Origin of the sequence: Rhizobium sp. Leaf453 (assembly GCF_001425605.1) — a bacterium.
Taxonomy (GTDB): Bacteria; Pseudomonadota; Alphaproteobacteria; order Rhizobiales; family Rhizobiaceae; genus Pararhizobium.
In genome coordinates this window covers 322,604-343,925 of record NZ_LMRG01000012.1, presented here as the reverse complement: position 1 = coordinate 343,925, position 21,322 = coordinate 322,604, and the positions used below count along the sequence as shown (strand labels likewise).

Sequence of the window (21,322 nt, the reverse complement as noted above, 5' to 3'; positions counted from 1 at the left end):
CGACGGTTACTCCGCCGCGATGCCCATGCGCATGCGTTCCATCTCCTCCAGCGCACGCCGGTATTCAACCGGCATGACCTTGCGGAATTTCGGCCGGAACTCGACCCAATGGTCGAGGATTTCCTTGGCGCGCGGCGAGCCGGTGTAGTGCAGGTGGTTCGAGATCAGCTGGTAGAGCCGCTCGTCATCATGGCGGGTCATGTCGCCCGACACATCCACCATGCCCTTGTGCATGAGGTCGCCACCGTGATGGTGCAGCTTCTCCAACATGTCGTCCTCTTCCGGAACCGGCTCGAGTTCGACCATCGCCATGTTGCAGCGCTTCGGGAAATCGTCGCTTTCATCCAGCACATAGGCGACACCGCCCGACATGCCGGCTGCGAAGTTGCGACCGGTTTCGCCGAGAACGACGACGACACCGCCGGTCATGTATTCGCAGCCATGGTCGCCCACACCCTCGACAACCGCGATGGCGCCGGAGTTGCGCACCGCGAAACGCTCACCAGCGACGCCGTTGAAGTAGCACTCGCCGGAGATCGCACCGTAAAGAACCGTATTGCCAACGATGATCGACTTTGCAGCGACGATCTTGGAGTTTTCCGGCGGACGCACGACGATCCGGCCACCCGACAGGCCCTTGCCGACATAGTCGTTGCCGTCGCCGATCAGCTCGAAGCTGATACCACGCGCGAGGAACGCGCCGAACGACTGGCCGGCCGTGCCGCGCAGCTTGACGGAGATCGTATCGTCCTTCAGGCCCTTGTGCTTGTAGCGTTTGGCGACTTCACCCGACAGCATGGCGCCGGCCGAACGGTCGACGTTCTTGATATCGACCTCGATCGAGACCGGGGTCTTGGATTCAAGCGCGGGCTTGGCCGCCTCGATCAGCTTGCGGTCGAGGATGTCGTGGATCGGATGGTTCTGCTTTTCGGTCCAGTAGGTCTTTTCCTTCGGCGCATCGATCTTGTGGAAGATGCGCGAGAAGTCGAGGCCATTGGCCTTCCAGTGCGAGATCATCGCATCCTTTTCGAGCAGCTCGGACAGGCCGATAATGTCGTCGAACTTGGCGAAGCCCAGCGAGGCCAGGATTTCGCGCACTTCCTCGGCAACGAAGAAGAAGTAGTTGACGACATGCTCGGGCGCACCCTTGAAGCGCTTGCGCAGGACCGGGTCCTGCGTCGCCACGCCCACCGGACAGGTGTTGAGGTGGCACTTGCGCATCATGATGCAGCCGGCGGCAATCAGCGGCGCGGTGGCGAAGCCAAACTCGTCGGCGCCGAGAAGCGCCCCGATGATGACGTCGCGGCCGGTTTTCAGGCCGCCATCGACCTGAAGCGCGATGCGCGAGCGAAGGCCGTTCAGCACCAGCGTCTGGTGGGTTTCGGCAAGGCCGATTTCCCAAGGGCTGCCGGCATGCTTGAGCGAGGTCAGCGGCGAGGCGCCGGTGCCGCCGTCATAGCCGGAAACGGTGATATGATCGGCGCGCGCCTTTGCGACGCCGGCGGCAACCGTGCCGACGCCGACTTCGGAGACGAGCTTGACCGAGATATCCGCCGCGGGATTGACGTTCTTCAGGTCGTAGATCAGCTGCGCCAGATCCTCGATCGAATAGATGTCATGGTGCGGCGGTGGCGAGATCAGGCCGACACCGGGGGTCGAATGCCGGGTCTTGGCGACCGTCGCATCGACCTTGTGGCCGGGCAGCTGGCCGCCTTCGCCGGGCTTGGCGCCCTGCGCGACCTTGATCTGCAGCATGTCGGCATTGACCAGATACTCGGTGGTGACGCCGAAGCGGCCGGAGGCAACCTGCTTGATGGCTGATCGTTCGGGGTTCGGCGAACCGTCATAGAGCGGGAAGTAACGGTCGGACTCTTCGCCGCCCTCACCGGTGTTGGACTTGCCGCCAATGCTGTTCATGGCGATGGCAAGCGTCGTATGCGCCTCGCGGCTGATCGAGCCGAAGGACATGGCGCCTGTCGAGAAGCGCTTGACGATGTTGGTGGCCGGCTCGACCTCGTCGATCGAAATCGGCTTGCGGCCGAGCGCTTCGACACCCTTGATCGAGAACAGGCCGCGGATGGTGTTCATGCGCAGCGAGGCGCCGTTCACCATCTCGGCGAATTCGCGGTAGCGATCCACGGCATTGCCGCGAACGGCGTGCTGCAGCGATGCAATCGCGTCCGGCGACCAGGCATGGCCTTCGCCCCGCATGCGGTAGGCATATTCGCCGCCGATCTCCAGCGTCGTCTTCAACAGCGGATCCGAGCCGAAGGCCGACTGGTGACGCTTGAAGGTTTCCTCGGCGATCTCGGTCAGGCCGATGCCTTCGATCTGCGTTGCCGTGCCGAAGAAGTAGCGGTCGATCAATTCCGAGTTCAGGCCAACAGCGTCGAAGATCTGGCCGCCGCAATAGGACTGGTAGGTCGAGATGCCCATCTTGGACATGACCTTGAGGATGCCCTTGCCGACCGCCTTGATGTAGCGATAGACGACCTCGCTGCCATCGACCTCCTTGGGGAACTCGCCACGCTTGTGCATGTCGGTCAGCGTATCGAAGGCGAGATAGGGATTGATCGCCTCGGCGCCATAGCCGGCAAGAAGGCAGAAATGATGCACTTCACGCGGCTCGCCGGTTTCGACGACGAGACCGACGGAGGTGCGAAGCCCCTTGCGGATCAGATGATGGTGCACGGCAGCCGTTGCCAGCAATGCCGGGATCGCCACGCGGTCCGGACCGATCTGGCGGTCGGAGAGCACGATGATGTTGTAGCCGCCCTTGACGGCCGCTTCCGCCCGCTCGCAGAGACGGTCGAGAATTTCCGGCATGCCTTCGGCGCCACGCGCGACATCATAGGTGAAGTCGAGCGTCTTGGTGTCGAACCGGTCTTCCGTGTGACCGATGGAACGGATCTTTTCCAGATCGCCATTGGTCAGGATCGGCTGGCGCACTTCAAGGCGCTTGGCATGCGACGCGCCCACATGGTCCAGAATGTTCGGACGCGGGCCGATGAAGGAGACGAGGCTCATCACCAGTTCTTCGCGGATCGGATCGATCGGCGGGTTCGTCACCTGCGCGAAGTTCTGCTTGAAATAGGTGTAGAGCAGCTTGGTCTTGTCCGACATTGCCGAAATCGGCGTATCGGTGCCCATCGAACCAATGGCTTCCTGTCCGGTCGTCGCCATCGGAGACATCAGGATCTTGGTGTCTTCCAGGCTGTAGCCGAAAGCCTGCTGGCGATCGAGCAGCGACACGTCGCGGCGCAGGGCGCGTGGCTCGACCGGCTTCAGGTCTTCGAGGATGAGCTGGGTGTTATCCAGCCACTGGCGATAGGGATGCTGGGTCGCCAGCGAAGACTTCACGTCCTCGTCGGAGATGATGGAGCCCTTCTCCATGTCGATGAGCAGCATCTTGCCCGGCTGAAGGCGCCACTTCTTGACGATGCTTTCCTCCTTGACCGGAAGCGTGCCCGCTTCGGAAGCAAGGATGATGCGGTCGTCGTCGGTGACGAGGTAGCGGGCCGGACGCAGGCCGTTGCGGTCGAGCGTCGCGCCGATCTGCTTGCCATCGGTAAAGCAGACGGCGGCCGGACCGTCCCACGGCTCCATCAGGGCAGCGTGATATTCGTAGAACGCCTTGCGCTCGGGGTTCATCAGCTGGTTTCCGGCCCAGGCTTCCGGGATCAGCATCATCACTGCATGCGCGAGCGAGTAGCCACCCTGGACGAGGAATTCCAGCGCGTTATCGAAACAGGCCGTGTCCGACTGGCCTTCATAGGAGATCGGCCATAGCTTGGAGATATCGGCTCCGAACAGCGGCGAGGAGACCGAAGCCTGGCGCGCAGCCATCCAGTTGACGTTGGCGCGCAGCGTGTTGATTTCGCCGTTATGCGCCACCATGCGATAGGGATGCGCCAACTTCCAGGATGGGAAGGTGTTGGTCGAGAACCGCTGGTGCACGAGGGCAACGGCGGATTCGAAGCGCGGGTCGGCCAGGTCCTTGAAATAGGCCGCAACCTGATAAGCCAGGAACATGCCCTTGTAGACGATGGTCTTCGACGACAGCGAGACCGGGTAGAAGCCGGTTTCGGCGCCCTTGAACGCGTCGTAGATGCGGTTGGAAATCACCTTGCGCAGCGTGAACAGGCGGCGCTCGAACTCAGCGTTGGTCGCGGCATCACGGCCGGCACCGATGAAGACCTGGATATGGCGCGGTTCGGTCGCGGCAATATCCGGCGCCTTCGACAGCGAAGAGTTGTCGACTGGAACGTCACGGAAGCCGAGCAGGGTCTGGCCTTCCTCGGCCACGACGTCGGTGATCACCTGCTTGAAATGGACGATCTGGTCTTCATCCTGCGGCATGAACATGTAGCCGACGGCATAATCGCCGGCCTTGGGCAGGGTGACGCCCTGCGCCGCCATTTCCTCACGGAAGAAGCGGTCCGGAATCTGGACGAGGATGCCCGCGCCGTCGCCCATCAGGGGATCAGCGCCAACGGCACCGCGATGCGTCAGGTTTTCGAGGATGAACAGGCCATCCTTGACGATCTGATGCGACTTCTGGCCCTTCATATGCGCGACGAAGCCGACGCCGCAGGCATCATGTTCGTTGGCGGGATCATAGAGCCCCTGTTTTTTCGGCAGGCCCGGAAATGCGGTATTTTTCTCAACTGTCGCCAATTGGCGCGCATCGTTGAGCCCAGTCATGGTGGATGGCGTAAAGTCCGTCATCGTCGTCCCTCCTGTTAACCCGGATTTACCGGGTATGTCCGCAGTCCAGGCAGGCTTTCGCGGGCAAGAGTCCCGTTGAAGCCGGCACCGGCATTATCGTCGCATGATCCTGATCCGGTCGCAAATGAAGCATTTACTGCATCAGGCAGAGAAAGGTCCGCGACCATCGCGACTGCTCCGGCGGCAAGGACATAGTATGTCCAGCGCGGCTTGCAGTCGTCCGCCGGGAGCCGCGTTTCGCGAGCTTTCCAGCTTCTTTCCGGTCTTGGGACCGAAATAGGACAGCAAGACTGTCCTATTTCATGAGTCCTATGCCAGAAAGCGTATAGGACTGCAAGACCACTAATACAAAATAATCGGGGAGATTTTGCCGAACATTGCGGTTAATTGCGTATTTTTGTAATTTTCTTTCAAGAACCTCTCGTTTTCTTCGATTTGGTTTCAAACTGGTCTGGAATTGTCCTTATATGCGGCCTTGAGCATTGATTGCCGCAGCATCATCCGTATGGTCGGTTCAAAGATCAGGAAAGGGCGTTTCGCCCGCCAAACCACAGGACCGCATCGATGATTTTCTCCTCCGACAATTGGGCGGGCGCCCATCCCGTGATCGCCGAAAGCCTGGTCAAGGCCGCTGGCGGCTTTGCCTCCGCCTATGGCACCAGCGATCTCGACAAGAAGGTCGGAAGCGCATTGTCCGAGGTGTTCGAGCGCGAGGTCGCAGTCTTCTTCGTTGCCACCGGAACGGCGGCCAATTCTCTGGCCCTTGCCAGCGCCAATCGCCCGGGCGGCCACGTGTTCTGCCACCGGGAAGCGCATGTCTATGTCGATGAATGCGGCGCGCCGGAATTCTTCTCCCACGGTGCCAAGCTTTCCGCCATCGATGGGACGCTCGGCAAGATGCGGCCCGATCTTCTCGAAAAACAGATTCGCCATTCGCGTGGCGGCGGCGTGCATGGCGGCCAGCCGATGGCGATCACGCTGACCCAGGCGACCGAGGCCGGCACCGTCTACAGCCTCGACGAGATCGAAGCGATCTCCGCCATCGCCAAGGCCGAAAAGCTGCCGCTCCATATGGACGGCGCCCGCTTCGCCAACGCGCTCGTCACGCTCGGCGCGACACCGGCGGAGATGACGTGGAAGCGCGGCATCGACCTGCTTTCTTTCGGCGGCACCAAGAACGGCTGCTGGTGCGCCGAGGCGCTGATCCTGTTCGACACGTCGAAGGCCGAGGAAATGGGCTATCTGCGCAAGCGCTCCGCCCAGCTCTTCTCCAAATCACGCTTCATCGCCGCCCAGTTCGACGCCTATCTCGAAGGCAGCCTCTGGCTCGATCTCGCCCGCCACGCCAATGGCATGGCCAACGAACTGGCCAAGGGTATTGAATCATCCGAGAGCGCGCGCCTCGCCTGGCCGACCGGCTCCAACGAACTGTTCGTCATCCTCAAGAAGTCTGTGGCTGAGAATCTCAAGGCACAGGGCGCCGTCTTCTATGACTGGCCGGTGCCGCAGACCCTGACGGATGTCGCCGAAGACGAGGGGCTTTACCGCCTCGTTACCAGCTTTGCGACGACAGCGGATGACGTCAGGCAATTTATTGCGGCTTGCTAAGCGCGGCCGACGGGTAAAGGATTGCGGCGCCTGACAAGACAAAGAGACACCATGCGCCGTTTTCTACCCGATACGTTTACGATCCTTCTCGTCCTTACTGTTGTCCTCGCTTCCTTACTGCCGATTTCCGGCGAGCCGGCGGAATGGTTCGGGCTGGCGACGAAGATCGCCATCGGGCTTCTGTTCTTTCTTCATGGTGCCCGTCTGTCGCGCGACGTCGTCCTCGCCGGCTTGCTGCACTGGCGGCTACATCTCGTCATTCTCGGCTCGACTTTCGTGCTGTTCCCGCTGCTCGGGCTGGCGGCCGGTCTGTTGCCGTCTTCGCTTCTGCCGCCGGCGCTCTATACTGGCATCCTGTTTCTTTGCGTCCTTCCATCCACAGTTCAGTCGTCGATTGCCTTTACCTCGATGGCTGGCGGCAATGTGCCCGCCGCCATCTGCGCCGCGTCGGCCTCCAACATTTTCGGCATGTTCCTGACGCCACTTCTCGTCGGCCTGCTGTTTGCCGCCGGCGGCCATGGGGGATTCTCCTTCGATGCGTTGGAGCAGATTTTGCTGCAACTGCTGGCGCCCTTCCTGCTCGGTCAGATCCTTCAGCCCTGGATCGGCGACTTCATCCGCGCCCGCAAGAAACTGCTGATGCCGGTTGATCGCGGCTCGATCCTGATGGTGGTCTATCTCGCCTTCAGCGAGGCGGTGACCGAGGGGCTCTGGCACACCTTCTCCGTCCGCGACCTCGCCGTCGTTGTCATCCTCGACATCGTGCTTCTCGTGATCGTGCTGCTCGCCACCATGCATGGCAGCCGGCTGCTCGGTTTCTCGAAGGAAGACGAGATCGCCATCACTTTCTGCGGCTCGAAGAAGAGCCTTGCGAGCGGCGTACCGATGGCCAATGTCATCTTCGCTGGCCAGAGCATCGGCAGCATTGTCCTGCCGCTGATGCTGTTCCACCAGATCCAACTGATGGCCTGCGCCGTGATTGCGCAGAAATATGCGGAGCGCGGCCGCAGGCGTGAAGCCGAGGCGGCAGCCGCAACTGTTGCATAAAGGCTCCTGCTGCATCGGATCGCGGTCAGGGCCGCCGCAAAGATAGATAGAATTTTTTCTTTTATGCAACCATGCGATGTGCTACATTCCTCCCGAATTGTTGGGGGAGAAAGGTCATGGCAGACAAAACTCTGAAGATAATGGGCTTCCACGGTCTCGGTGATCACCGGGCATCCGACTGGGAAGCGGAGTGGGAGGCGGCCGTCAGGGCGGCTTTTCCCGGCAAGGATATCACCCTGGAATTTCAGATGGTGAACTACGACGATATCTTTGAAACGACGAAGATATCCGCCCTAGAAAGCGCGACCGCTCTATGGAAACTGGCGAAAAGCGGCGTTTCCGAAATCACCCGTCGCCAGCGCGGCATCCTCACCGACATCTCCGACAAGATCAAATGGACCGCCGGCTATGTCGTCGCGTGGGTCGAAGACGAGGAGTTCAAGCGCAAGACCCGCCAGCGGGTTCTGGACTCGATCCGGGACTACCAGCCCGATATCATCCTTGCGCACAGCCTCGGATCGCTGATCACGTATAATGCCTTCACCCATCCCGACGCAACGGTCGGCGATTTGCCGGGCATCCTGGCGAAGGCTCGTTATGTCACCTTCGGGTCCCAGATCGCCAATCCGTTTGTCATCCGCAACCTGACGAATGGCCGGGTGCAACTGCCTGATGTCCGCTTCTGGTATCATCTCTACAACGTCAACGACGACGTTTTCACTGCTCCTATCCGTCTGTTCGACACGAAGAAATTCAGCCAGACCGACACGCCGTTCGACGACGAAGGCTATGGCGACCATTCCGCGCCCAGTTATCTCGGCCACAGTGCGACCATACAGAATGTCTGGCTGTCGATCTCAACGGAGACGGTCGGCGCAAAAGCATTGGCGCCCGCCATCGTCGCCGGCCCGCGTGGTGGCAAGAAGCAGAAGGCGCTACTCGTCGGTATCAACGACTATCCCAATCCCGAACAACGGCTGGAGGGTTGCATCAACGACGTCTTCACCATGAGCGCGGTGCTACAGGATTGCGGATTTCCACCGGAATCGATCCGCACCTGCCTCGACAGCCGCGCGACTGCAGACGGTATCCTCAGCCGGCTGAAATGGCTGCTGGACGACCCCAAGCCCGGTGACGAACTGATCTTCTACTACAGCGGCCACGGCGCGCAGGTCCCGGAATATGGCGAGAATTTCGAGCCTGACCATTATGTCGAAACGCTGGTTCCATGGGATTTCGACTGGACGCCGGAAAAATTCATCGCCGATGACCAGATCTACGGCCTCTACAGCCAGCTACCCTATGATTGCCGGCTCGTGTTGATCTTCGATTGCTGCCATTCCGGTGGAATTCATCGGGCCGGCGGTGCCAGACCACGCGGCATCACCCCACCGGATGATATCAGGCACCGGGAATTGAAGTGGGACAGCAAGACCCAGATGTGGGTCCAGCGAGACTTCGCCCGCATCAACAAGGATTTCACACCGAAAAAGGCACTGGCCGCCGAATATTTCGGCCAGAAGGGGGCAACCGAGCGTATCGGGCGCGCCTCGATGCTGCGCGGCCTCTCATCAACGCAGTATGCAAGACTGAAAAGGGAGAACGAGGCAATTTCACCCGGCCCCTATCTGCCTGTCATCATCGAAGCCTGCGGCGAAGGACAGTTTTCCTACGAATATCGCCACGGCGCGACCAGTCACGGTGCATTCACCTATGTCCTCGCCAAGCTCTTGCGGGAGCAGAAGAAAATTTCCTTCGAGGGGCTGATTGCCAAGACGCGCGAACAGCTTGCCGATCTTCAATACGATCAGGAACCGGCGATCCTCGGCCCGACGTCCATCCTGCTATACGATATCCCATGGACGGCTGGCTGATCGCCGCCGAACGGAAATCGAGCAACAAAAAACGACGCCCCGCCGGGACGCCGTTTCTTCAAGTCCAATCGATGCCGAACGTTTAGTTGGCGTTGCCTTCGATCTGGGTGGCTTCGATCTGCTTCGGTGCCGACTGCGCGGCGGCGATCTCGATGCGGCGCGGCTTGGCGGCTTCCGGGATCTCGCGCAGGAGGTCGATATGAAGCAGGCCGTTCTTCAGCGAAGCGGACTGGATTTCCACGTGATCGGCGAGCTGGAAGCGGCGCTCGAAGGCGCGCTTGGCAATGCCGCGATACAGGAACTGGCTGTCGGTGCCCTTGTCTTCGCCCTTTTCACCCTTGACGGTCAGCGTGTGCTCGCGTGCTTCGATCGAAAGTTCGGTTTCGTCGAAACCGGCAACGGCCATGGTGATCCGGTAAGTACTCTCGCCGGTCCGCTCGATATTGTAGGGCGGATAGGTCTGCGACTGGTCGGGCTGGCCGAGACTGTCGAGCATGGTGAAGAGGCGGTCGAAACCGACGGTGGAACGGTAAAGGGGGGAAAAATCAACGTGACGCATGGTGTCCTCTTGTGAGCAACTGTTGTGCGATCTTGGTCCTGTCATCCCGTCAGCGGCGATGGCAGAACCGGTGAACGAGCCCGTCTTCGGCGCCCGTGAGGATGAGATGGGAATTGCCTTTCGCGCCTTCAAGACCCTCGCAAGACAAGTTTCGGCATCCCGATTTTCTAAACGCAGGATGAACAGGTGGTTCCGGATGCGTTCAGCTTGGTGGGCGTAAAACAGCACCGTCGGACAAAGGCAAAAGTCCCGGCGGTGAACGTCCCTTCTCCCGTCCGTTATGCCTTGTCGCCGACCGACTGTCTCTGGCCGGAAGCGGAACTATCCAGTCCCCCGCCGCTTCCGGCCCCTTTTTCTTTGACGCACGGGAATGGTGGGCCTATTCTCGACCGCAGGTTCGGTCTTGCACGGTTCCTTAAGAGGAATGGAGCAACGATAAACGTTCGACAGCCCGGTGTCTCCTCTCGGCGGACCTGCGCCGCTTGCGCGCCGAGGCAATTCCTGCCGAACACGGACCCCGCACCCGCACACGGACCTAGCCAATGACGCCGATCCTCCACGCGACCCCGGACAATCCGATCCCCGGCAATCATGTTGTCGGTTTTTTCGAGGGTGCGCGGGGAACGAAGCTGCGCTACGCGATCTTCAAATCCGCATCGACGGTCTCGAAGGGTACGGTCGTTCTGCTCCAGGGACGCAACGAGTCGATCGAGAAATATGCCGAGACCATCGGCGAACTGACTGCCAGAGGGCTTTGGGTCGCCACCTTCGACTGGCGCGGCCAGGCTGGCTCGCACCGTCTGCACAAACATGCCCGTCGCGGGCATGTCAGACGGTTTGCAGATTACGAGCAGGATCTTACCATCTTTCTCGACCAGATCGTGCTGCCCGATACGCGCCTGCCCTTCTTCATGCTGGCTCACTCGATGGGCGCGCTGGTTGCCTTGTCTCAGGCCCCTATGCTGGCAAGCCGCATCGACAGGCTGGCGATTACCGCTCCCTTCGTCGCTCTCGGTGGCCAGAAGCTCGGCCACCGCATGATCGGCATTCTCGCCACCACGTTCACCCTTCTCGGGCTTGGCTCGCTGCCGCTGATGCGCGACAAAGGCCCCCTGCCCTTTTCGGAAAACCTGCTGACCTCCGATGCCCGTCGCTTTGCCCGCAACAAGGCGCTGACCGACGCGCATCCGGAACTGGCGCTCGGCCCGCCCAGCGCCCGCTGGCTGCACGAAACCTTCAAGGCGATCCGGCGCATTGCCAGCCATGATCACCTGACCCAGATCCGGGTTCCGACGATCGTGCTCGCGCCGACACAGGACCGTCTCGTCCCCCATCTCGCCGTCGAGGCGCTTGCCCGCAATTTCCGAGCCGGCCACATGATCCCGATCGATGGCGCCAGGCATGAGCTTTTTCAAGAAGCCGACCACTATCGCGCACAGGCAATCGCGGCGGTAGAGGCCTTCATCCCCGGCAGCGATGGCGAAGCTCCCGAAGCGGTACGGGAAACGGCACTCGTAGACTGAAGGCGCGGATGCTCCGCCCCTTCAACCTTTCAGCAATTCCAAGGCCTGCGCGTGAAGTTCGGCGCTGCCAGCGGCGATGACATTGCCGCCCATTTCCGCCGGCCCGCCATTCCAGTCGGTGAAGACACCGCCAGCCTGTTCGACGAGCGGAATGAGACTGCCGACGTCATAGGCCTTGACGCCCGCCTCAAGCACGAGGTCGACATGCCCGGCTGCCAGCAGCGCGAAGGCATAGCAATCGACGCCATAGCGGGACAGCCGGACCGTGTTCTGTAGGGTCTCGAACCGGGTCTTCGCCTCGCCGAAATACATGTGCGGCGTGGTGGTGAACATGATGGCATCCGCGAGATTGACGCCGGTCCGCGTCCTGATCTGTCTGTCGCCGTCAGGGCCGCGATAGGACGCTGCTTTTCCATCCGCGTAATAGCGCTCGCCTGTAAAGGGCTGGTCCATGATACCCATGACCGCATCGCCCTTGTGATAGAGGCCGATCAGCGTGCCCCAGACCGGCAGACCGGAAATGAAAGCGCGTGTGCCGTCGATCGGATCGATCACCCAGACATAGTCGCGGTCGAGCCCGACATTGCCGAATTCCTCGCCGAGAATGCCATGCTCGGGGAATTCCCGCTCGATCAGCGCGCGGATGGCCGCTTCCGCCGCCCGATCGCCTTCGGTCACCGGATCGAAACCGCCAGCCTCCTTGTTGACGACACTGGTGCCTGTGCGAAAGCGCGGCAGGGTTTCGGCCTTCGCCGCATCGGCAAGGCGGTCGAAAAATTCACGGTCCGGCAGCATGAAACCTCACGAAAATCGGGAAAATGAGAGTTGAATCTGCTTATGGCACATTTTTTTGAAAATGAAGTCTCGACCGCGAAAATTGACGAAAATCGTCCGGATTCGCATCCGCAATACAGGGCGAGCCTGAAAATCCCGAAGAACGTGCCTCAAAACTCGAAAAACCGCTCAAAACCGCGCATTTCAGGGATTTCCGATAAAGCCCATCCATGGCGCAATGCAGCAATGTGGCCAAATTAAGCTTGACATTTGTGCGCTGCAATATTAGCTTTTCCCTACAGTCACTTGTGACTGTAAATACCCTCCTTGGGTGTTTCCTCCCTAGACTTAGCCGCGCCACAAGCGCGGTTTTTTTTGACCGGGGAATGGAAGAAGCGCAGCGCTGGATGATTATTCGGCGGCGAGCGGCGTGGGCATCACCACATATTTCTGAACATGCGCAGCAAGACCGGTCAGGAACAGCCTGATGGCGTCGGCAAGCCTCTCGAATTCCGGCTTCTTTTGAAGCGTGGTTTCATCCACGTAGAGACCGCGATTGATCTCGATCTGCAGCGCATGCAGGCCGCGCGCCGGTCGGCCGTAATGCTCGGTGATGAAGCCGCCGGCATAGGGCTTGTTGCGGGCGACGGAGAAGCCGAGATCTTCGAGAAGCGAGACGGCCGCGCGCGACAGGTCGGCGCCCGCGCTGGTCCCATACCGGTCTCCGACAATGAAGTCCGGGCGTTGGCCGCTGCCGGCGATGCGGATATTGCCCGGCATCGAATGGCAGTCGATCAGCACCGCCAGACCGAAGCGGACATGCGTGCGGGCGATCAGCTTGCGCAGGCAGGCATGATAGGGCTTGTAGATGGTCTCGATCCGCTCCAGCGCCTCGGCGACGGGGAAGCGTCGGCCATAGATTTCCATGTTTTCCGCGACCAGCCGCGGCACGGTGCCGAGCCCGCCGGCGACACGCATCGAGCTTATATTGGCATGTGGCGGCAGTGGCCCGTCGAACATGCGCGGGTCGAGTTCGTAAGGTTCGCGGTTGACGTCGAGAAAGGCCCGTGGGAAATGCGCCATCAGCATCGGCGCGCCGAGGCCTGTCACACTCTGGAACAGTTCATCAACGAAATGATCTTCCGACCGGCGGATCGTGACATCGTCGAGTTTCGTCTGGTTGAGAAAGGCTTGTGTATAGATCCGCCCGCTATGCGGGGAATTGAAGACAAAGGGAATGCGCTGCATTTCCGGTTCGCGAACTTCGAACGGTTCGGTTTCGCTGACGTTCTGCGTCATCGCAGCCCTTTTTTACCATGTCATGATCTTGCTGTTTCGTGTATGTTGCCAGTTGGCGGCATCTGTGTCCATAGTCGCGTCCCGCCAGTGACCGGGCTTGACCCCGTGTCTTCACCGGATATTTACCCACGTGCGGTTTCATGACGATACCGCAATTCCCTACATCGACACGTAAGGTGCAAACGGCTTAATCCATGAGTCCAAAAATTCTCCTCGCCGAAGACGATAACGACATGCGCCGCTTCCTGGTGAAAGCCCTGGAAAAGGCCGGCTACAAGGTGTTGTCCTTCGACAATGGCGCCAGCGCCTATGACCGGCTGCGCGAAGAACCGTTCTCGCTCCTCCTCACCGATATCGTCATGCCCGAAATGGACGGCATCGAGCTTGCCCGCCGGGCGACCGAACTCGATCCCGACCTCAAGGTCATGTTCATCACCGGCTTCGCCGCCGTCGCGCTCAACCCTGATTCGAAGGCGCCGAAGGATGCAAAGGTCCTGTCGAAGCCCTTCCATCTGCGCGATCTTGTGGATGAAGTGAACAAGATGCTGGCCGCATAGGCCGCGCCGCAAGGGCCGCAAAACTTCCTGTCAAAAAGCCGAAAAAAGCCTATTGACGCTCCGGAGGGTTTGTGGTCTATGCGCCGACATCGGATGGGCGTGTAGCTCAGCGGGAGAGCACTACGTTGACATCGTAGGGGTCACAGGTTCAATCCCTGTCACGCCCACCATCCAGTTTCAAAAGGCTTTTCGGGAAACCGGAAAGCCTTTTTCGTTTTGGCCTTTGCTGCGACAAGCGCTGCTGCAGGGTTAACCGTAAGTAAAGATGATTCGCCCGACCGCTTGTCCGTGATGATGGCACTGTCTTAGATGCCCGGATTGTAAAATCCATTTCACGGGCATGATCATGGCGAAAATCTCTTTTGGTGACGATGGCAGCGGCGCGAATATTGCCGGCTTTTCCTTCGACTTCCTGCAGGCGTACAACAGCTACGCCTATCACTTTTCCAGCATTTCGGGTTACACGGACGACAACAACCGCGTCTCGTTCACCGGCGACAAGCTGATCTACAAGGGCACGGACGGTGGCATCCTGCTCGATCCGACACAACAGGGCAAGGAAATGGCCGATATTGTCGGCGGCGCCATCACCTCGTTCACCCTCATTCAGGACGGCGTGCAGATTTTCAACATGCGCGACCTGCGCGTCTCGGCCGCCGAACTCTATGACGCGGTGATGGCCGGACAGAACGAACGGATCAAGGACATCCTGCTCTCCGGCAACGACACGATCGACGGAACCAAGTATGATGACGTGCTGCAGGGTCGGGGCGGAAACGATGTGCTCAACGGTCTTGCCGCCAACGACAAGCTCGAAGGCGGCCTCGGCGCGGACATCCTGACCGGCGGCGCGGGGCGCGACACGTTTATCTATCGCAGCATCGCCGAATCGACCCTCGAGAAGGCTGGCCAGGACACGATCACGGATTTCCGCGCCAGCAAGACCGGCGACAAGATCAGCCTGTCGGCCATCGACGCCAATAGCACGACAGCGAAGAACGACGCGTTCCACTTCATCGGCACCAAGGCTTTCGGCGGCCACGCCGGCGAACTGCGTTACGAGAAGACCGCCGCCAACACCTATGTCTATGCCGACGTCAACGGGGACAAGGTCGCGGATTTCGCTGTTCATCTCGACGGAGCGCTGACGCTCGACAAGGGCTATTTCGTTCTTTAGGACGCGCCATTCTCAAGTTCGGCCACAAGCCCGTCGAACCGTCTCCTGGCCGCCGCAAGCACGGCGGCCTTGGCGATAGGCTTGTCGATGACATGATGCAGGATCTTCACGACCCGGCGGGCCGCCCGCCGGTGCCGCTGGGATGCAGCGGAACTCATGGCGACGTCATAGGCCAGCCGATACATCTGGCGTGCATTGCATGCGCGGGCGCTGGCCTGAAGCCAATCCAAACGGATCTGTTCCATATCCATCCCTGAAGTCTGACGGGTCACTCCGGCCACAACGCGGCAAAACGGGAAAAGTGCGATCGCTTGTGTGGCCGTGGTTAAGACATCATTAACCAATACCAGCAGTGCGCGAACTCCCTTTCCGATGAGAATCTGAACGCGCATTTTGTGGCGAACGGCATACCGAAACATTGTCAAACGGCTCTGCATTCCTATTTGCAGAATATCGCAAACGCCGATGCCAACGGCATCCGCTCAAAAGAAAACCCAAATGACAATCAAGGGCCGCCTGTTGTGAATGAACCGCGCTATGGCCTCAGGCAGGAAAGGAACGGGAGCTGGACGATCGTGGACCTGATCACCCGCGTTCCGGCCGCCTCCGACGGCCGCGATCTCGCAGGCCTCGACCGGGAGGATGCTCAGGATATCATGGATGTTCTCAACCGGGATTACCTGGCGCGACGCAAGAGCCCGCTGGTGTGAACGAAAAAGCCCCCCGCCGTTGCCGGAGAGGGGACTTTTAAGAATGTTTACGTGATGAAATTGCTGACAGTGCAAAGTGTCCAGCGCGAGCCAATAGAATGCGAAACGCCGAATCGCGCATCCCCCAAATGGGGTAGATGAGCGCTAACAGTCCCCAAATTCCGACGTTTGATAAACAAATCCTGTTCGCTCCACCAAAATGCCTCGGCATCCTAGCCACCCCTACCGGACTCGAAAAAACACGAAATATTGTTACGAAAATCGTGACGCGGACGCAGTTTTGGAGTAGGACCGCTGCAATTGCGATACCTGTTGCCCATATCTGCTGTTTAGCCGACAAAGTTCAAGGAACACGTCCATGCCTGCCTATCGCTCCCGCACCACCACCCACGGCCGCAACATGGCCGGCGCTCGCGGCCTCTGGCGCGCGACGGGCATGAAGGACAGCGACTTCGGCAAGCCCATTATCGCGGTGGTGAATTCGTTCACGCAGTTCGTTCCCGGCCATGTCCATCTCAAGGATCTTGGACAGCTGGTCGCCCGCGAAATCGAGGCCAATGGCGGCGTCGCCAAGGAATTCAACACGATCGCCGTCGATGACGGCATCGCCATGGGCCATGACGGCATGCTCTATTCGCTGCCGTCGCGCGAACTCATCGCCGATAGCGTCGAATACATGGTCAACGCACACTGCGCCGACGCCATGGTCTGCATCTCCAACTGCGATAAGATCACCCCCGGCATGCTGATGGCGTCGCTGCGCCTCAACATCCCCGTCATCTTCGTATCCGGCGGCCCGATGGAAGCCGGCAAGGTCGTGCTGTCCGACGGCAAGACCCATGCGCTCGACCTGGTCGACGCCATGGTCGCCGCCGCCGACGACAAGGTCTCCGACGAGGACGTCAAGGTCATCGAACGCTCGGCCTGCCCGACTTGCGGCTCGTGCTCGGGCATGTTCACGGCGAACTCGATGAACTGTCTGACGGAAGCACTGGGCCTGTCATTACCGGGCAATGGCTCGACGCTCGCCACCCATTCGGACCGCGAAAAGCTGTTCCTGCGTGCCGGCCGCGAGATCGTCGGTCTGGCCAAGCGCTATTACGAAGCGGAAGACGTCACCGCCCTGCCCCGCACCATCGCTTCGAAGAAGGCCTTCGAAAATGCGATGGCGCTCGACATCGCCATGGGCGGCTCGACCAACACCGTGCTGCACATCCTGGCCGCCGCCCATGAAGGCGAAGTCGATTTCACCATGGACGATATCGACCGGCTTTCCCGCAAGGTGCCCTGCCTGTCGAAAGTCGCGCCGGCCAAGTCCGACGTTCACATGGAAGACGTTCACCGCGCCGGCGGCATCATGGCGATCCTCGGCGAACTCGACCGTGCCGGTCTCCTGAACACCGATCTGCCGACCGTCCACTCGAAGACCATGGCCGATGCGCTGGCGCAGTGGGATATCGCCGTCACCGACAATCCGGCAGCGCTTGAACTGTTCAGCGCCGCTCCCGGCGGCATCCCGACCCAGGTTGCCTTCAGCCAGAGCGCCCGCTGGAAGGAACTCGACTTCGACCGTGAGAAGGGCGTCATCCGCGATGCCCAGCACCCGTTCTCCAAGGACGGCGGCCTTGCTGTGCTCAAGGGCAATATCGCGATCAACGGCTGCATCGTGAAGACGGCCGGCGTCGATGAATCGATCCTGAAATTCTCCGGTCCGGCTCGCGTCTTTGAAAGCCAGGATGCATCCGTCAAGGCGATCCTTGCCAACGAAGTCAAGGCCGGCGACGTCGTCGTCATCCGCTATGAAGGACCGAAGGGCGGCCCGGGCATGCAGGAAATGCTCTACCCGACCAGCTACCTGAAGTCGAAGGGCCTTGGAAAGGCCTGCGCGCTAATCACCGACGGCCGTTTCTCGGGCGGCACGTCCGGCTTGTCCATCGGCCACGTTTCGCCGGAAGCGGCGAACGGCGGCATCATCGGCCTGGTGCGCGAAGGCGACATGATCGACATCGACATTCCGAACCGGACGATCTCGCTGCGCGTCGACGATGCCGAAATCGCCCTCCGCCGTGAGGAGCAGGAAGCCAAGGGCTGGAAGCCGGTCGAGCAGCGCAAGCGCAAGGTGACCACGGCGCTCAAGGCCTATGCTGCCTTTGCGACATCCGCCGACCGTGGCGCGGTGCGCGATCTCGGCGAATAAGACTATCCATCAAGCCATTTTCCAAAAGCACGCCGGCAAAAAACCGGCGTGCTTTTTTATGCGGTCCGTGGCCAATCGTCCGGCAAGGGACTATAATTCTTCTGGGGCCGATTAGCGCGGCGGGGCAATGTCTTTGAAAGTGGCGGTGCGGCATGGCGCAAGGACTGGAGCAGGTCGAGGCGGCACACTGGAAAGGTGCGTCCGAAGGGACCGACGACGAGGATATCATTCCCCGCGACATTCGCTTCGGCATTGTCGAAAATCCGGTCCGCCACTGGTTCGGTGGCGACTTCCAGAAGACGGTTCTGCTCGACGGCCTGTCTATCTTCCTGCCCGAAGGCGAGCGCTATTTCATTCGCGCGCTGCGGCACTACGCGCCGAAACTTGGCGACAAGGAACTGGCCGCCGAAATCAACGGCTACGCGGTGCAGGAGGCGTTCCACACCCGTGAGCACATGGATTACAACCGTGCCCTGACCAAACTCGGCTATGACGTCGACAAGATGGAGCGCCCTGTTCGCGCTGGCATGGCGCGCGACACGTCGCCGATCCTGCGGCTCGTCGTCACCTGCGCGATCGAGCATCTGACGGCCACCTTGTCGACCGTGACGTTGCGGTATCCGGAATTGCTTGCTGATGCGGCGCCCGCCTATCGGCGCCTGTGGATGTGGCATGCCCTGGAAGAACTGGAACACAAGGCGGTCGCGCTGGATGTCTTGAAGAAGGCGACGCCGAACATGCCGGGATGGAAGCGCTATTTCATCCGCGTGATGGCGATGAACGCGACGCTCGTGCCCTTTATCTTCATCACGGTGCGCAACATCAAGATTTTCGCCGCTGGCGACGGGATCAAGACAGGGCCGCGCTTCTGGTTGCGTTTGGTCCGGCTGACAGTCATATCACCGGGATACTGGCGTCGATGCTGGCCATTGATCCTGAAATACTACCTGCCCTGGTTCAATCCCCTCAACAAGGACGATGCCGAACTGATCCGCAAGGGCCGAACCTGGCTCTATGGCGAGTTCAAGACGATCGAGACCGCCGCCGCGGCGCCAATGGAATCCCCCCGACATGAGTAGCAGTCGCCTCTTCTCCCGCGTTCTCGACGTTGCTTCGACCGGCAAGTTTCCGCGCGTGCAGAAATGGGTCTGGAGACGTATCTACAACCTCCTGTCCCTCTCCTGGCACGATCAGGATTGGCGCTTCATGAACTATGGCTTTGTGCCGGCCGGCCCAGCCTTTGCTCTGAATGCAGAAGACGAAGCGGAACGCGCATTCATCGGATTGTACCAGCAGGCTGTCGAAGGCCTTCCAGTCGAGGGCAAGCGCGTGCTGGAGATCGGCTCTGGACGCGGCGGCGGATCACGCTACATCGCCCGCTACCACGCACCGGCGTCCATCGTCGGGCTCGACTATTCGCCCGATACCGTGCGACGCGCCAGACGCATCAACAAGGATACCCCGGTCCTGACCTTCGAGACCGGTGATGCGGAAAACCTGCCCTTTGCCGATGGCTCCTTCGATATCGTCGTCAATATCGAGTCATCGCATTGCTACGGCAACGTGCCGGCCTTTGCCCACGAGGTTTCACGCGTACTCGCGCCAGGCGGATGGTTCACCTTTGCCGACATGCGATCGAAGAAACAGCTCACCGCCCTCAATGGGCAACTCGGGGCACCCGGCCTTGATCTGGTTCAGGACCGTAACATCTCGAAAGGCGTCGTCGCCGCCCTCAACGCCGCCGAGGCCCGCAAGCGCGAGCGGATCGGCAAGTCCTGGCTGTTGCAGCGCTTCATGACGGAATTCTCCGGCTCGAAAGGCTCTGCCCTCTACAAGGGGCTTTCGCGCGGAGACATCGTCTATGTCGCCCGCCGCTACCGCAAGGCGGGATGACACAGTCGGTGACGGCTACAAATGCCGCGTCTCCGCCGGCGTATTCCACCAGGCATTGTTGCGGCCGTCCGAATAGGTGACCGGTGCCTCCGCCAGAACCGATGGATCGAGATCGTCAAGGCAGGCGAGGCTGACCGACACAAAGGCACCGCCGATCTGCTCGATATAACCATCGCTGAACGGCATGATGCCGCAGGTTCGGCAGAAGCGGTAATGTCCGCTCATCGTGCCGAACTGGTATTCCCCCATCTCGTCGGCACCCGACAGAAGACGAAAATCCTCGGGCTTGATCAACGCACTCCAGGCGCGGCGCTTGGTGCAGATAGAGCAGTTGCACTTGCCCGTCCCCGCATCGAGATCGATATCCGCCTCGAAACGCACTTTGCCGCAGTGGCAGCTTCCCATATAGGTCATCTTCATGCCGGCTCTCCCTTGCCTGCCACATCAAAATATGACAACATATTGTCATATCCGCATCCTACAGAATGACAATATGTTGTCAATATGAAAAAACCAACCCGCACCGCCGCAGGCGACGCCTTCTCGCACTTCTCGATTTCGGTCATCCGGCTTGCCGCCCACCTCACGGCAGCAGGCGATATGCTTGCCAAGCCGTCGGGCCAGACCAGTGCCCGCTGGCAGGTTCTGGCTGCCGCCAGCCATGCCAGCATGTCGGTCGCCGAAATCGGCCGCGTGCTCGGTTTGGCGCGTCAGGGCGTGCAGCGCATCGCTGATCTTCTCGAAAAGGAAGGCCTTGTGCGATACGAGGAAAACCCCGCCCACCAGCGCGCCAAGCTGCTGATGCTGACGCTGGAAGGCGAGACGGTTTTGCGCGATATCCAAATCCGCCAAGCCTCTTGGGCAGACTCGCTCGGAGCGGCGGTGAACGCACAGGACCTGCGCCTGACCACCGAAACCCTCACCCGGCTGCTTGAGCAGCTGTCCGCGCCAAAGCCGCTGGGCGGCTGAACTCAATCGGCCTGCTGCGGCTCCATATAGGCCAGTTCCCAGACGTGGCCATCCGGATCCTGGAAGCTGCAGCCATACATGAAGCCATAGTCCATGATCGGCCGCCACTCCTTGCCACCGAGCGCCAGCGCCTTGGCGAGCGTGTCGTCCACCTCGGCGCGACTGCTGGCCGAAAGCGCGGTCAGCACTTCTGTCACCTTGGTCGTATCTGCGATGTCGCGGATGATGAATTCCTTGAACCGTGCCTCATTCATCAGCATGCAGAAGATGTTTTCCTCGATGATCATGCACAGCGTGTCATCGCTGGAATATTCGGGATTGAACGTGAACCCGAGCCCGCCGAAAAACGCCTTGGAACGCACCACGTCCTTTACCGGCAGGTTCACGAAAATCATCCTCATCGACCG

Annotated in this window: 19 protein-coding genes and 1 tRNA gene; 13 read left to right on the top strand and 7 right to left on the bottom strand. The window is 60.3% G+C overall.

The features are described 5' to 3' along the window. Positions 1-6: 6 nt before the first annotated feature. Entirely contained in the window at positions 7-4,728 is a 4,722-nt protein-coding gene (gene gltB / locus ASG68_RS15120) for a glutamate synthase large subunit (RefSeq protein ID WP_062609884.1), read from the bottom strand. Between the two features lie 564 nt (positions 4,729-5,292). Here gltB and ASG68_RS15115 point away from each other — a divergent pair. The 3 genes from ASG68_RS15115 (at position 5,293) to ASG68_RS15105 (ending at position 9,257) form a co-directional block, all read left to right on the top strand. Beyond that, complete coding sequence (locus ASG68_RS15115; protein ID WP_062583979.1) at positions 5,293-6,336, top strand: threonine aldolase family protein; 1,044 nt, start codon at positions 5,293-5,295, stop codon at positions 6,334-6,336. 51 nt (positions 6,337-6,387) lie between these two features. Next, positions 6,388-7,383, top strand: a complete 996-nt coding sequence (locus tag ASG68_RS15110) for a bile acid:sodium symporter family protein (protein WP_062583978.1) — start codon at positions 6,388-6,390, stop codon at positions 7,381-7,383. A 116-nt stretch (positions 7,384-7,499) separates the two neighbouring features. Then, on the top strand, positions 7,500-9,257 hold the full coding sequence (locus ASG68_RS15105) for a caspase family protein (protein WP_062583977.1): 1,758 nt from the start codon (positions 7,500-7,502) through the stop codon (positions 9,255-9,257). Between the two features lie 82 nt (positions 9,258-9,339). Here ASG68_RS15105 and ASG68_RS15100 read toward each other — a convergent pair whose 3' ends face one another. After that, a complete protein-coding gene (locus tag ASG68_RS15100) occupies positions 9,340-9,816 on the bottom strand; it encodes an Hsp20 family protein (RefSeq protein ID WP_062583976.1) in 477 nt (158 codons plus the stop codon). 542 nt (positions 9,817-10,358) lie between these two features. Here ASG68_RS15100 and ASG68_RS15090 point away from each other — a divergent pair. Then, entirely contained in the window at positions 10,359-11,339 is a 981-nt protein-coding gene (locus tag ASG68_RS15090; RefSeq protein ID WP_062583974.1) for an alpha/beta fold hydrolase, read from the top strand. Positions 11,340-11,360: 21 nt separating this feature from the next. Here the strand turns inward: ASG68_RS15090 and hisN are convergent, their stop codons facing one another. Continuing rightward, on the bottom strand, positions 11,361-12,134 hold the full coding sequence (gene hisN, locus ASG68_RS15085; protein ID WP_062583973.1) for a histidinol-phosphatase: 774 nt from the start codon (positions 12,132-12,134) through the stop codon (positions 11,361-11,363). A gap of 30 nt (positions 12,135-12,164) precedes the next feature. On the opposite strand from hisN, the gene ASG68_RS31435 reads away from it, so the two are divergent. Then, positions 12,165-12,374: a hypothetical protein gene (locus tag ASG68_RS31435; protein ID WP_062583972.1), complete on the top strand. Its 210-nt coding sequence runs from the start codon at positions 12,165-12,167 to the stop codon at positions 12,372-12,374. Between the two features lie 150 nt (positions 12,375-12,524). Here the strand turns inward: ASG68_RS31435 and ASG68_RS15080 are convergent, their stop codons facing one another. Then, positions 12,525-13,412: an N-formylglutamate amidohydrolase gene (locus ASG68_RS15080; protein WP_062583971.1), complete on the bottom strand. Its 888-nt coding sequence runs from the start codon at positions 13,410-13,412 to the stop codon at positions 12,525-12,527. Positions 13,413-13,606: 194 nt separating this feature from the next. Between ASG68_RS15080 and cpdR1 the strand changes: the two genes are divergently transcribed. From cpdR1 to ASG68_RS15065, 3 genes are all read left to right on the top strand, one after another. Next, on the top strand, positions 13,607-13,969 hold the full coding sequence (gene cpdR1, locus ASG68_RS15075; protein WP_018327941.1) for a response regulator CpdR1: 363 nt from the start codon (positions 13,607-13,609) through the stop codon (positions 13,967-13,969). A 95-nt stretch (positions 13,970-14,064) separates the two neighbouring features. Further along, positions 14,065-14,139 (top strand) — tRNA-Val (locus tag ASG68_RS15070). Between the two features lie 176 nt (positions 14,140-14,315). Next, positions 14,316-15,146: a calcium-binding protein gene (locus ASG68_RS15065; RefSeq protein WP_156373863.1), complete on the top strand. Its 831-nt coding sequence runs from the start codon at positions 14,316-14,318 to the stop codon at positions 15,144-15,146. On the opposite strand, the gene ASG68_RS31430 is transcribed toward ASG68_RS15065, so the two are convergent. Beyond that, a complete protein-coding gene (locus ASG68_RS31430; RefSeq protein ID WP_156373862.1) occupies positions 15,143-15,583 on the bottom strand; it encodes a hypothetical protein in 441 nt (146 codons plus the stop codon). The genes ASG68_RS15065 and ASG68_RS31430 overlap by 4 nt on opposite strands. A 138-nt stretch (positions 15,584-15,721) precedes the next feature. On the opposite strand from ASG68_RS31430, the gene ASG68_RS32775 reads away from it, so the two are divergent. From ASG68_RS32775 to ASG68_RS15040, 4 genes are all read left to right on the top strand, one after another. Beyond that, positions 15,722-15,856: a hypothetical protein gene (locus ASG68_RS32775; RefSeq protein ID WP_274534218.1), complete on the top strand. Its 135-nt coding sequence runs from the start codon at positions 15,722-15,724 to the stop codon at positions 15,854-15,856. 358 nt (positions 15,857-16,214) lie between these two features. Further along, positions 16,215-18,053 (top strand): dihydroxy-acid dehydratase, encoded by a 1,839-nt coding sequence (gene ilvD, locus ASG68_RS15050; protein WP_062583968.1) that lies wholly within the window; start codon positions 16,215-16,217, stop codon positions 18,051-18,053. 152 nt (positions 18,054-18,205) lie between these two features. Continuing rightward, positions 18,206-19,132, top strand: coding sequence for a metal-dependent hydrolase (locus ASG68_RS15045; protein WP_062583967.1), 927 nt, complete (start codon positions 18,206-18,208; stop codon positions 19,130-19,132). After that, positions 19,125-19,946 (top strand): class I SAM-dependent methyltransferase, encoded by an 822-nt coding sequence (locus tag ASG68_RS15040; RefSeq protein WP_062583966.1) that lies wholly within the window; start codon positions 19,125-19,127, stop codon positions 19,944-19,946. The genes ASG68_RS15045 and ASG68_RS15040 overlap by 8 nt, the downstream gene beginning before the upstream one ends. A 15-nt stretch (positions 19,947-19,961) precedes the next feature. Here the strand turns inward: ASG68_RS15040 and ASG68_RS15035 are convergent, their stop codons facing one another. Further along, positions 19,962-20,366 (bottom strand): GFA family protein, encoded by a 405-nt coding sequence (locus tag ASG68_RS15035; RefSeq protein ID WP_062583965.1) that lies wholly within the window; start codon positions 20,364-20,366, stop codon positions 19,962-19,964. Positions 20,367-20,450: 84 nt separating this feature from the next. Here ASG68_RS15035 and ASG68_RS15030 point away from each other — a divergent pair, with 84 nt between their 5' ends. After that, the gene (locus ASG68_RS15030; RefSeq protein ID WP_062583964.1) at positions 20,451-20,915 is read left to right on the top strand and encodes a MarR family winged helix-turn-helix transcriptional regulator; all 465 of its coding nucleotides are present in this window, start codon (positions 20,451-20,453) and stop codon (positions 20,913-20,915) included. Between the two features lie 2 nt (positions 20,916-20,917). On the opposite strand, the gene ASG68_RS15025 is transcribed toward ASG68_RS15030, so the two are convergent. Beyond that, on the bottom strand, positions 20,918-21,316 hold the full coding sequence (locus tag ASG68_RS15025; protein ID WP_062583963.1) for a VOC family protein: 399 nt from the start codon (positions 21,314-21,316) through the stop codon (positions 20,918-20,920). Between the last annotated feature and the right edge of the window lie 6 nt (positions 21,317-21,322).